The following is a 12,082-nucleotide window of genomic DNA, read 5'->3' as shown; positions in this document are numbered from 1 at the left end:
GTCCTCTCGGTCGTCGGTTCGGTCGGGGTGGCGGCAGTACGAGGTCTCGGTGCGGGGGCGGGCCCGCGGGCCCGCCCCGGGCCGTCTACTGGCAGGCCTCGCAGCTCTCCGGGTTCTCCAGCGAGCAGGCGATGTCGGCCGGGACGACCTCCAGCTCCGTGGGCTCCTTCGCGGCGGGCGCGGCGCTCACGGTGGTCTGGTTGATGCGCGTGGCCGGGCGGCTGCGCAGGTAGTACGTGGTCTTCAGGCCCTGCTGCCACGCGTAGCGGTACATCGACGAGAGCTTGCCGATGGTCGGGCTCGCCTGGAACAGGTTGAGCGACTGGGCCTGGTCGATGAACGGCGTGCGCGCGGCCGCGAGGTCGATGAGCGCGCGCTGCGGCAGCTCCCACGCGGTGCGGTACCGCTCCTGGAGGTCGGCCGGGATCGCGTCGATCCCCTGGACCGAGCCGTCCGCGACCAGGATGGCCTGGCGCAGCGTCTCGTTCCACAGGCCCCGCTCCTTGAGCTCGGCGATCAGGTGCCGGTTGACCTGGAGGAACTCGCCCGAGAGGGTCTCGCGCTTGAAGACGTTCGACACGACCGGCTCGATGCACTCGGCGCAGCCGGCGATGGAGGCGATGGTCGCGGTCGGGGCGATCGCGATCATGAGCGAGTTGCGCAGGCCGTGCTCGCCGACGGCGCCGCGCACCGCGTCCCAGCGCTCGTGCAGCGTGACGCGCGCGTTCGGGTAGTGGTCGAGGTGGAGCACGCCCTCGGCGGCGCGGGTCTCGGCGAAGTTCGGGTGCGCCCCGAGCTCGGCGGCGAGCCGCGCGGAGGTCTCGAACGCGACGAGCGCGATCCGCTCGCTGATCGCCGTGGAGAGCCTGAGCGCCTCCTCGGAGTCGAACGCGAGCTTCAGCTTGAAGAACACGTCGGCGAGGCCCATGCAGCCCAGGCCGATCGGGCGCCACTTGCGGTTGGCCTTCTCGGCCTCGGCGGTCGGGTAGAAGCCGAGGTCGATGGTGCGGTCGAGGAACTTGACGGCGGTCGCGACCGTCTCCTCCAGCCGCTCGAAGTCGAAGCCCTCCGGCGAGCAGTGCTCGGCGAGGTTCACCGAGCCGAGGTTGCACACGGCGGTCTCGGAGTCGTTGGTGACCTCGAGGATCTCGGTGCACAGGTTCGAGAGGTGGATGACGTTCTCTTTGCGCGCGGTCTGGTTCGAGGTCCGGTTCGCGGTGTCGGAGAAGGTGATCCAGCCGTTCCCGGTCTGCGCGAGGGTCCGCATCATGCGCCCGTACAGTTCACGCGCGGGGACGGTCTTGCGGGCCTTCCCGGCGGCCTCGGCGGCCCGGTACGCCTCGTCGAACGCGTCGCCCCACAGGTCCACCAGCTCCGGCGTCTCCTTGGGGTCGAACAGCGACCACTGGGCGTCGGCCTCGACGCGGCGCATGAACTCGTCCGGGATCCAGTTGGCGAGGTTGAGGTTGTGGGTGCGGCGCTCGGTGTCGCCGGTGTTGTCGCGCAGCTCCAGGAACTCCTCGACGTCGGCGTGCCAGGTCGCCAGGTACACGCACGCGGCGCCCTTGCGGCGCCCGCCCTGGTTCACCGCCGCCACCGAGGAATCGAGGGTCCGCAGCCACGGCACGATGCCGTTGGAGTGCCCGTTGGTGCCGCGGATGAGCGAGCCCCTCGAGCGCACCCGCGACCACGCGATGCCGATGCCGCCGGCGTACTTCGACAGGCGCGCGACCTGGCTGTAGCGCTCGTAGATCGAGTCGAGCTCGTCCTTGGGGGAGTCGAGCAGGAAGCACGAGGACAGCTGCGGGCGGCGGGTGCCGGAGTTGAACAGGGTCGGCGAGGACGGCAGGTACGCGAGGGCCGACATGAGCCGGTAGAGCTCGGCGGCCTCCTCCACGGTCTGGCTCAGGCCGCAGGCGACGCGGAGCATGAAGTGCTGGGGCCGTTCGAGCACCGTCCGGTGCTCGGGGTGGCGCAGCAGGTAGCGGTCGTAGACGGTGCGCAGCCCGAAGTACTCGAACCGGTCGTCGGCGGCCTCGTCGATCACGGCGTCGAGCGCGGGGCCGTCGGCCCGCACGAACGCCACCAGGTCGTCGGAGAGCAGCCCGTTGGCCCGGCACGCCTCGATCGAGGACGTGAAGCTCGTGACGCCCTCGCCCGCGGTCTCGTCCGCGATGTGCTCGGCGAGGAGCCGGGCGGCGAGCTTGGAGTACGTGGGCTCGGAGGCCACGGTCGACGAGGTGATCTCGATGGCCCGCTCGCGCAGGGCCGCCTCGGTCGCGCCGGGCCACAGGCCCGACTCGATCTGCGCGATGACCCGCTCGGCGTCCACGTCGGGCAGTCCGGCCGCGTGGGCCCGGAGGCGCTCGGCGATCAGGGCGGCGGGCCCCTGCTCGGGCTCCCGCTGCGGCGGTGCGGTGGTGGTGGCGGATGGCGTGGTGGCGAGCCCGGTCATCTCTGCATCCCCTCGTGCTGTGCGTTCTGTGGCGTGCGGTCCGGTGCGGACCGCACTCTGACGGCACGGCGGCGCCGCCCTCCCCGCATGGTGGGAACGGAGGTTGACGGCACCGACCTGACAGAGGGGAATCATACATGTTGTGGTCGACCCTTGGGGTCGCCCCAAGATGTTGCGATTCCTCGGAGTTTTACTCACTGAACCCGCAGCGTGTCCGCTAGGCTCGAGGGTTTCCGAGGAGTCAGCCTATGCCGCGAATCCGACACTCCCGCCGCGAAACCGCCGCGGGCGCGGCGGTGTGATCCTCGACCGCCAAACCGCCTGCGGGAGGCGGAGCGGGGGCTGATAGCATCGTGGCGGCCTGTTCGATCAGGCCATGCCTCCGTAGCTCAGTGGATAGAGCACTGGTTTCCGGGACCAGGTGTCGCAGGTTCGAATCCTGCCGGGGGCACAGGTCAGACCTGCGCGACCGTTTTGGCCGCGCAGGTCTTTTTTGCTCGTGCCTGCTTCGGCAAGGATGTCGCCGATGGCCCGTTGGACGGCTCGGATGGTTTCACCGATCAGCGTGATCTGGCATACGGCGCTCCGTGTCGTGTGATCGTAGGTGACGGTCAGTCTGAGGGCTTCGAAGAGGCGGCGGGTGAGTTCGACTGGCAGTTGGTGAAGATCGATTCTTGCTGTTGGCAATTCCTCGATGAGTTCCGGGTTGGCGACCTCACTTGCAGACGCGGCGAGGTCCACCAGTTGGTCCTTGAGGTGCTGCTGCTGTGTCCGCAGTTCGGCGCTGCGCTGGTTCATGACGTGAAGAAGGCCCTCGTCGAGCTCGTCAGCCGATTCGAGGCGGCTGGCGAGCCGCCAGAGCTTTGCTTCGGCCTCGGCCAGGGCCTTTTGCAGGGTGGCGGTGTGGTCGGCATGTTCGTCGATCTGCGCTTCTTGGAGTGACGCCAGGTTGTCTTGCAGGATGCTCTTTCGGTAGGGGCCGAAGACGTATGTGGCGAGGAAGGTGTTGATGCCGTCGAGGAGGACATCTTCTCGGACGCGGACGGTGTGAGGGTGGTCGTCCGGTCGCTGGTCGGGTTTTGGTGAGCAGGAGTGGTAGCGGCTCTCTCGGCGTTGATTGCCGAACATGCGCCGCCCGCACTGTTCGTGGAACACGAAGCTTCGTAGCGGGTATTCGTTCTTCGCTGCTTGTCGGGAGTTCTTCTTTGAGCGGGATCGGTTGGTGCGCTTGGCGACTTCTTGGGCTTGGACGAATTCTTCGAGACTCACCAGGGGCTCGTGGACGGGCTCGGGTGACCATACCCACTCATCAACAGGGTTGGCGCGGTTCTTGCCTTTGCCTTTGCGCGCTCGCCGGTTCCAGACCATGTGGCCGGTGTGTTTGGGGTTGGTGAGCATGTCGCGGACGTTCGAGGCGGTCCAGTGGCCGACGGCGCGAGTCGGGATGACCGGGACCGGTGGCGGATTGAGCACGAGGTCGTCGTTGAGGCGGTCGGCGATCGCCTGGTAGCCGAGTCGTTCGGTGATGCGCCAGTTGAAGGCCCGCTGCACCACGGGGCCTTCGACTGAATGGACTTCGAGCATGCTCTTCTTGATGCCCTTGTCGCGCTTTGCGGGAACGGGGTGGGGCAGGTGCTTTGCGCGGTACCCGTAACAAGGCTTGCCGACGTTGTAGCCCTGTTCGGCGTGCATCTCGAAGCCACCCCAGGCTTTTTCGAGCATCTCGATCACGTACCACTCTGCGACGCCCTGTTTCATGCGTCTGGTGAGTACCTGGGTGGAGTTCTTAGGCCGTCGGCCCGACCCGCCGAGGTGGAACGGCTCGTCGGAGGCGATCAGCTGCACGCCCGCCTCTTCGAGTTGGTGTTCGATCTCGGTGGAGATGTGGCTGCGCCTGCCTGCACGCCCGATGTCTTCGCAGATGACCACGTCGAAGCGGCGGTCGGGTCTGCGTGCTTCTTCGAGAAGGTCGTCGACTCCGCCGTCGCGGGGCACTGGGATCTGCATGCGCTGGTGCCCGCCGCCTTTGCCTCGGTCGACCAGGTCCTTGCGGCCGGATTCGACGTCGTAGAAGTGCGCGACGATGAGCGCATCCTCGGGGAGTACGAGCTGGCAGGCGCGCAGTTGCCGGGGGATTGACAGGGTCGGGTCTTGCTGGTCGTAGGTCGAGGTGCGGCCCAGAAAGGCCAACAGGATGACCCCTCCGGGCCGCTCGGGCCTGAACAGGCCCGGATTGCCGCGTTCTACCCGCAGGGGCCCTTCCCACGTGCTGATAGCTGCTGGGATTGCCACTCGCATACCTCCCGGATCACTTGCGCTTGATGGCGTTCGAGCTGCCGGGCCTCGGCGAGAGTGGCGGTGATGACCTTGAAGTCGATAACCGTGCCATCATCGTGCTCATACCGCCACTCCCGGCCCGCGGTTTCGTCCTCAGTGGTCATGGGCAGGCCGCCCCGGCGATGGGACGATACGAGGACTCCCAGGCGCCGCCAAGCGCGCCGGATACCGACCTGCACCTGCGGTCGGCGAGCAACCGTAGTTCGCCTGGGTCCGGTGTTCGGTCCAGGGCGGCTGCGTTCATTGCGGCCTCCGGAAGACGATGACGTCCTCGTGCGCCCTGGCGAAGACGGTCTTCCCGGCTGCACGCGCGCGGCGGACGTTGTGCAGGTGGAAGAACGTCACGCTCGGCGAGAGCTTCGCGCCGTCCCAGCGCGACAGAAGCGCGACCCGGCGCTCGGCGAGCGTGAACCCGGCGGCGATCCCGGCACGGATCACGGCGGAAGGGAAGTCGACCAACTGCCCCGCCTCGGTGAACGGGCGCGACGTGACCACTGCATACCCGCCCGGCTTCAGCGCTGCGAGACAACCCGCGAAGACCGCCTCGAGACCGGCCTGCAGCCGAGGCGCCGACGAAGTCGCCAACGACTCGGGCTTCGGCTTGCCGGTGCTGTAGCGGTGCGCGCGATTGCGGATCTTCCCGCCGGTCACCCGCGAGGTGTCCGGCTGCCCGTGGGTCACGGCACCGTATGGCGGGCTGGTGAGCACCAGAGCGACCTTGCCCCTCAGCCCCGTGTCCGCCAGCAGCGATACGAGGTTCGCCGCATCCCCCTGGACGACCTCGCCCCGCACCCCGGGGTGAGCGGCCATCGCCGCCTCGGCGTTGGTGCGTGCCATCTCGACCCACTCCGGCTCCAGATCGACACCGAAGGCGTTCCGGCCCTGCGCGATCGCTTCGATCAGGGAGGTGCCGACGCCGCACATGGGGTCCAAGACCGTGTCGCCGGGCTTGGAGTAGCGGGCGATCGCAGTGGCGGCGATTTGCGGCCACATCTTCGCCGGGTGGGCGTTCCCGGCCACGTACGCTGCAGTGCGCTGGCGGTGCGGCTTCGTCTGCCCGGTCGCCCAGATACTCGGCAGCGGCCGAGGAGCACGGCTAGCCACGAGCACCACCCCCGATTCCGTCGGTCCGTCGCCAGACCCCGATGCCCCAATGGGAGCCGGGCGTCGTCGGATCGCCGCCACCCGCCACCGGGCGCGTTTTGACCGCAGCGTCGAAGACCGGCGGTGCCGCGGCGACCAGGTAGGCGGTGAAGGACAGCGGCAGGAACGTGACGTCGGTGAGCGTGGCGATGTCGACCGCGTCCTGTTCCGAGCGCCCCACCAGCACGAGCAGCCCGCCCGGCTTCAGCGCCCCGATCGCCGCCTCCAGCGCGCCCGGGCAGTGCAGCAGCCATGCTGAGGCCGCAATCATCCCGGCCTGGTACTGGTGCAGTTTCGCCGCGAGCGTGGAGCTACAGACCGGCTCCATGCTCGTCCGGCGCTGGCCGAAGGCCGGCACGTTGCCGAGCGCACGGGTCGCAGTGGCGCGGCGGCGGTAGAGGACATGAGTACGCCGCCCCGCAATGGGAACGGCCTCCCACCCTGGGAGATCGACGGTGATGACCATGCCGATGGGAGCGAGTTCGTCGAGGAGCCCGTCCACGAGGTCGACGGCGTCCCGGACGGTCCAGACCGTGAGTGGAACGTCGAGGCTGCCGACACGGGCGACCGCCAGCGGCGGCTGTTGCATGCGGTTAGGCAAGAGCGCGTCTCACCGAACACCGAGAGATCCAGGCACCCTGTATAGGCAGCGGGTGCGCGGATTTCATTCACGGCAATCCCGGGTGCGCGCACCCGAAATACCAGACTAAATACTTGTATGCACCAGACTATGAGCGAAACGGGCCGCAGGGTTGCAGGAGTAGCGAAGGTAGGGCGTGTCCCCATGGCGGACCCGCCCTGTAAGAATTTGGCTAATCTTACGGGTCTATTTGAGGAACGACAGTGCCGCCAGTGAGAGGGTCAGCGCTCCTCCAAACCACAACCCTCCCTCGAGAACTGCGCGAGGCGCGGAGGTGCCATCCAGGAACGACAGGCCGCCAGCGAAAAGACCCACCAAGAGAGAAAACATGAGCAGGATCGCAAACCAGACGCGTTTGATGTTGGGGTCTTTCACCGGGCCTCCAAGGCTGATGCCAGCGGTAACGCAGGCTGGGGTCGATGTGCGTTGTAAAATTTACAGTAGTGTACACCGAAGCCGACATGTAGGCTGAGGGGACGGGAGGACGGATGACGGACCCAATACAGGAGACCTCAGTTACGGACCTGAGCGCGTACCTGCGTCGATTGCGCGCGGACGCAGGCATGCCGAGTTTGCGCGAGATCGCCCGTGACGCCGTGAATGTCAGTCATACCTCAGTTGCTGACACTTTTTCGGGTAAGCGAGCTCCTTCCTGGCGCATTGCCAGAGAGGTTGGGCTCCGGCTAAATGGTGACGAAGCGACGCTGAGGAGGCTGTGGGAAGCTGCAGTCCTAGCAAAGAAGAAGCCGAAGTCAAGCAACGATGAAACCGCAAAGACTACATTTCCTTGCGTATTTGGGATCGTGCCTCGCCTTGCGGCAGCTAGGCAGATGCGCGAGGCAGATGCTCAACTAGAAGTGTCTATGGGAAGCAGTGAGTTCGCACCTCCAACGCAAATTCTTAGCGGTATGGGCGGCGTTGGTAAAACTCAAATTGCTGCTGCATATGCGCAACGCCATTGGAATGCTGGAGATATTGACCTGCTTCTCTGGATAGATGCCAGTCGTCGCGACAACATCGTAATGATGCTTGATCAAGCGGCCAGTGCACTCCTGGGATCCGATGGTGGGAATGGCATGGCGGCCGCAGAACGCTTGCTCTCCTGGATTCGTCGACCGAACGGACCTCGATGGCTAATAATTCTGGACGATCTTTGCGATCCCGCTGACATGGAAGGGCTTTGGCCGCCAGCAAGTCCTCGAGGCAAAGCAATTATTACCACTCGAAGGCGGGATGCTGCTCTCGATGGATACGATCGGGTGCGAATTGATGTTGGTTTGTTCAATGAGGTCGAATCCATCAATTACTTGCGGGAGAGGCTACACGGAGATGCCCGTGTGCTTGAAGAAGCGGAGGCCCTGAGCTGGGAGCTGGGATTCCTTCCACTGGCACTCTCTCAAGCCGCAGCATTCATTATTGATCAACCTGGTCTGACTTGTGCTGAATATCGTCACCTTCTCCATGATCGGAAACTTCGGCTTTCTGAGCTAAGTCCGGACAGGCTTCCTGATGGCTACCCGCTTACGGTTGAAGCCATGGTTTCTCTTTCTGTACAAGCTGCTAGCTTGGATAGCGGTGAGGGGGTGTATGACAGAGTCCTCCAGATTACGAGTGTGCTGGACCCTGTCGGCATTCCTGTCGATATCCTGAAGTCGAGAGCAGTTAGAAAATGGATTTCTTCGGCGGAGGTTGCAGAGTCAAAGATTCGGAATGATCTTGTCTATCAAGACTCGGTCTCTTTCGCACTTGCGCGACTTCATCGGCTTAGTCTCCTGGATTTCGACGGCCAGACAATTCAGATGCACCCGCTCGTCAGCTATATTGTGGTTTCCATGATGAGTCGTTCTGAGCTTGTGAATGCTATCCAGGTCGCTGCTTCTGCCTTGGTGGAAAAATGGGATGAAAGCTCGGATACTCCTGCTGGTGCGGCGGTAATGCGATCAAACGCCAATAGAGTCAAGTCGGTTGACTCTTCGGCGTTGTTTCAAGAAGGTGCCCATCCTGTCCTGTTTCTTATTGGGCAAAGTCTTGGTGACCATGCTTATATGCAAGATGCGGCGAACTACTTTACGGAATTCTCTCAGAACTGTGAGGTCGAACTGGGTCACAGTCATCCAGACACGCTGCGATCTCGCTCTGAAGCACTGTATTGGCTGGCACGATTGGGACGCCCAAGCGAAGCTAGACCACTTGTAGGGCAGATTGTGACGGATCATGTGAGTGTCTTTGGGCCGCATGCTCATGAAACACTCAATGCTCATCGAAATCTTGCCGCCTGGTGTGCCGCGAGTGGCGACCTGGGGCGGGCTCTAGAAATCTATGAGTTGCTCCTTGACGACCTGCAGAAAGCCCTCGGGCCGGACCATTACGAAACGCTGCGCACCCGTCATCAGCTCGCGCAACTGCAGGGGAACCTGGGAGACGCTTCGGGAGCCGCATCCGTTCTCGTTGCGCTTGTCAATGACATGGATCAGTTCATGGGCACTGATCACGCTGAAAAGCTCCTTAGCCAAGGTGATCTCGCGTACTGGCGCGGCAAGTCCGGGGATCTGAACGGTGCACGGAGATCTCTTGAAGAGCTGCTGACTGAATGCATCCGCATCCTTGGTGCAGACCATCCGCATACGTTGAAAACTCGCGGCGACCTGGCGCGCTGGAGAGGGGAGGCCGGAGACGTTTCCGGAGCTCTGTTGGCTTTCGAGGAACTTCTTGCTGATAGTCTCCGAGTGTTTGGGCCGGAGCATCCCGAAACACTCCGCGCTCGTGTAGAGCTAGCTCGATGGCGTGGATTTTCTGGAGATGCGCTCAGAGCAGTTGCCGGATTTGAGGAGCTGCTTCCCGATCTGCAACGTGTGCTGGGACCAGATCATCCAGATACCTTTCGGGCCAGGGCAGAACTTGCTCGCTGGCATGGTGATTCAGGTGATGCTCCTAAGGCTGTGGCAGCATTTAGCGCACTGCTTGGAGACCGCCCCCGAGTGCTCGGACCCGATCATCCCTATGTACTGCGTGTTCGTGCGCAGTTGGCGCGATGGTATGGCGAGGCAGGCCATGCCGCAACGGCGGTAGCAACGTTCGAAGAATTGCTCCCTGACTTCGTACGGGTGCTTGGTGACCAACATCCGCGAACTCTCAGGGTTAGGGGTGACTTGGCGCGTTGGCGGGGAGCATCCGGTGAATTTAGTGAAGCTGTTGAAGCTTTTGAAGAGCTACTTCCTGACTTCATAAGTGTGCTCGGATCTGATCATCCTCACACTCTTAGGGCGCGCCTGGAACTCGCTCGATGGAAGGGCGAGGCCGGCGGTGCTCAGGAGGCAGCAGCTGCGATCCGTCGCCTTCTCGATGATCTATTTCGTGTCCTTGGCCCCGACCATCCCGATACGCTCCGCGCCCGAGCTGAGCTGGCGCGGTGGTTGGGGGCAGCAGGAGAACATGCTTCCGCAGTCGCGGCGTTTGAACAACTTCTTGCGGATCGTCCGACTTACATTGACCTGGACAACCATAATGTTCTCCGAGCGCGTGCGGAGCTAGCGCATTGGCGGGGCGAGAGTGGGGACACTTTCGGCGCATTGTCCGAAATTGAAGCACTGTTGCCTGAGATGATGCGGGTACTTGGCCAGCATCATCCTCGAACTTTCAGGACCCGGGCAGACTTGGCGCATTGGCGCGGCCTCGCAGGCGACATCGATGGTGCTATCGCGGATCTCGAGCGGATCTTGGCAGATGTAGAAGCAACATCAAGTGCTCAACACTTTGATGGATCCTCGATTCGAAAGGAATTGTCTACCCTGAAGGAGATGTGCTAAGGCGATCTTGGCGCTGGCTGGTTGATGGCTGACGCTTGACTTCGGTAGAAGCTCCCTGGTGCACGGCCTGCTGGCCGACGGGCACAGCATCCGCGGCATCGCCCTCCACCTGGGCCGGTGCCGCCACACCGTCCAGTGCTACGTCCGTGCGACCCCCTAACCAGAGCATGGTCAAAGGCCACAAACACCAGAAGCGGACCATTCTCGACCCCTACAAGCCCCAATGGGAGCAGAAACGATCCCACGGCCAGGACCTCTGCCGCGAGAACCGCACGCGAGGCAACGCTGTCGCCTCCGACCTGCCCGGGATCTACGGCTTCGCCAAGGGCCTGCAACACGACTTCGACGCCGTGACCGCCGGCCTCGCCCTCCCGCACAGTTCAGGAGCGGTAGAAGGCAACATGAACCGACTGAAGACCCTTGAGGCAGATGTCCGGACGCGCCAACCTCGACTTGCTCAGGAAACGAATCTCGCTCGGCCGCTGACCGGAACAACACCACCATCAAACTTGGGCCAGATCCCAAATCTCATCGTCGGAATCACCATGGCCTGTGGTACACCAGACCGGGGAACGCAGGTCTGCTTCAGGGACTAGGCATCGATGTCTGCGGCAATGGCGCCGGCGGGGGCCGCCTTGACGGGCCTGATCATGGCGCTCGAGGGCTTGGAGGTCGTCTTGAGTGAACACATCGAGGACCTTGATCAGGAGACCGTCAGCGATGACGACGCCGCCGCCGCGGCCGACGACCTCACCGCCGCCATTGCCTATGAGAGGGACCTTCACCGCCAAGCTGACGCGAAGGCGATCGGCACGTTCACCGTGGTCGGCTTGATTATTGCGGCGACATCAGCCACGTTTTCTCACATTGACGGAGTGCTCCAAGACGTCGTGGCAATAGGACTCGCCATGGTTATCGCTGGTGGGATCACCAGCGGCATCACCTTGATCCCGCTGAACGCACCGTTGCGCGCCGCCTCCGCTGAGGAGGCCCAGAAGCTCGTGCTCAAGCGGGCCCGCGATCCGCGCTTCCGGCTCAATGCGGCGTCGACAGAACTGTGGCGCTTGGAGAAGATCACCCGGGCGAAGAACCGGCTGATGGTCTCGAGCTTGATATTGCTGGGGGTCGGCGCTTACCTGATTGGCACAGTCCTGTTCCTGTTCGTCTTCTGATCGTTGAGCGAATGTTCCTCAGCACCGGAGGGGTCGCTCCAGGCTGCCTAGTGAGCATCACTGTCAGTCCGAGATGCCCACAGGCGAACCAGGTAGTGCTGCGTGAGATTCGAAGTGCGAGTGACAGTTGGGGCGGTGGTTCAGCCGGCGGGATCATTCAGAGCAATAGCCGCCCATTGAACTGCGTCGGTCGGAACTTCGATGCCGCGACCACCGAGTTTGAGGAGCGCTTCGCGGCGGCCGCGCTCGATGAAGTCCTTCGAGTTCCTGGTGATAAGCAAGTCGCCATCGTACTTGAGATGGCTCCAGTAAAGGTCAGCATCGATGATCCGGTTCCGCCATTTCTGGGTTTCACGCGTGTCCAGGTCGAAGGGGACTGGTGGCTCGTAGTGGATGCCACTGGTAGAGGTTCGGGAAGGCAGCGAGCCCACGGTTCCATTTCGCGCCGCTGATGCGTCGGCCATTGGCCGGGGCGTGGCGACGCCATTCCTCGTAGTCGAACAGGTCGTCGGCGGTTGCTTCGTGGCAG

The 12,082-nt window shown here is 63.5% G+C and carries 9 protein-coding genes, 1 tRNA gene and 2 pseudogenes; 6 read left to right on the top strand and 6 right to left on the bottom strand.

From position 1 onward, the window contains the following. Window positions 1-85: 85 nt before the first annotated feature. A complete protein-coding gene (locus LO763_RS14120; protein WP_230603153.1) occupies window positions 86-2,455 on the bottom strand; it encodes a ribonucleoside-diphosphate reductase subunit alpha in 2,370 nt (789 codons plus the stop codon). Between the two features lie 378 nt (window positions 2,456-2,833). Here LO763_RS14120 and LO763_RS14115 point away from each other — a divergent pair. Then, window positions 2,834-2,906 (top strand) — tRNA-Arg (locus tag LO763_RS14115). Window positions 2,907-2,929: 23 nt separating this feature from the next. Next, entirely contained in the window at window positions 2,930-3,397 is a 468-nt protein-coding gene (locus LO763_RS14110; protein ID WP_230603152.1) for a hypothetical protein, read from the top strand. A gap of 297 nt (window positions 3,398-3,694) precedes the next feature. On the opposite strand, the pseudogene LO763_RS29855 reads toward LO763_RS14110, so the two are convergent. After that, a pseudogene (locus LO763_RS29855) lies at window positions 3,695-4,039 on the bottom strand (recombinase family protein); the annotation flags it as partial. Here LO763_RS29855 and LO763_RS14105 point away from each other — a divergent pair. Beyond that, window positions 4,025-4,594 (top strand): hypothetical protein, encoded by a 570-nt coding sequence (locus LO763_RS14105; protein WP_230603151.1) that lies wholly within the window; start codon window positions 4,025-4,027, stop codon window positions 4,592-4,594. The pseudogene LO763_RS29855 and the gene LO763_RS14105 sit on opposite strands and share 15 nt — an antisense overlap. 438 nt (window positions 4,595-5,032) lie before the next feature. Here the strand turns inward: LO763_RS14105 and LO763_RS14100 are convergent, their stop codons facing one another. The 3 genes from LO763_RS14100 to LO763_RS14090 all read right to left on the bottom strand — a co-directional run bounded on the left by LO763_RS14100 (window position 5,033) and on the right by LO763_RS14090 (window position 6,950). Next, a complete protein-coding gene (locus tag LO763_RS14100; protein ID WP_230603510.1) occupies window positions 5,033-5,896 on the bottom strand; it encodes a TRM11 family SAM-dependent methyltransferase in 864 nt (287 codons plus the stop codon). Then, complete coding sequence (locus tag LO763_RS14095; protein ID WP_230603150.1) at window positions 5,889-6,524, bottom strand: hypothetical protein; 636 nt, start codon at window positions 6,522-6,524, stop codon at window positions 5,889-5,891. Before LO763_RS14095 ends, LO763_RS14100 begins: the two co-directional genes overlap by 8 nt. A 237-nt stretch (window positions 6,525-6,761) precedes the next feature. Continuing rightward, complete coding sequence (locus LO763_RS14090; RefSeq protein WP_230603148.1) at window positions 6,762-6,950, bottom strand: hypothetical protein; 189 nt, start codon at window positions 6,948-6,950, stop codon at window positions 6,762-6,764. Between the two features lie 188 nt (window positions 6,951-7,138). Here LO763_RS14090 and fxsT point away from each other — a divergent pair, with 188 nt between their 5' ends. The 3 genes from fxsT to LO763_RS14075 all read left to right on the top strand — a co-directional run bounded on the left by fxsT (window position 7,139) and on the right by LO763_RS14075 (window position 11,553). Beyond that, window positions 7,139-10,381 carry an FxSxx-COOH system tetratricopeptide repeat protein gene (gene fxsT, locus LO763_RS14085; protein ID WP_230603146.1) on the top strand — a complete coding sequence of 1,081 codons (3,243 nt, stop codon included), beginning with the start codon at window positions 7,139-7,141 and terminating at the stop codon, window positions 10,379-10,381. Between the two features lie 167 nt (window positions 10,382-10,548). Then, window positions 10,549-10,977: a hypothetical protein gene (locus LO763_RS14080; RefSeq protein ID WP_230603143.1), complete on the top strand. Its 429-nt coding sequence runs from the start codon at window positions 10,549-10,551 to the stop codon at window positions 10,975-10,977. Between the two features lie 6 nt (window positions 10,978-10,983). Continuing rightward, window positions 10,984-11,553: a Pycsar system effector family protein gene (locus LO763_RS14075; protein WP_230603140.1), complete on the top strand. Its 570-nt coding sequence runs from the start codon at window positions 10,984-10,986 to the stop codon at window positions 11,551-11,553. A gap of 140 nt (window positions 11,554-11,693) precedes the next feature. Here LO763_RS14075 and LO763_RS14070 read toward each other — a convergent pair. Further along, window positions 11,694-12,082: pseudogene (locus LO763_RS14070) on the bottom strand (hypothetical protein); the annotation flags it as partial.

Source organism: Glycomyces amatae, assembly GCF_020991375.1.
In the GTDB taxonomy this organism is placed as follows: Bacteria; Actinomycetota; Actinomycetes; order Mycobacteriales; family Micromonosporaceae; genus Glycomyces; species Glycomyces amatae.
This window is presented reverse-complemented; position numbering and strand designations above follow the sequence as displayed.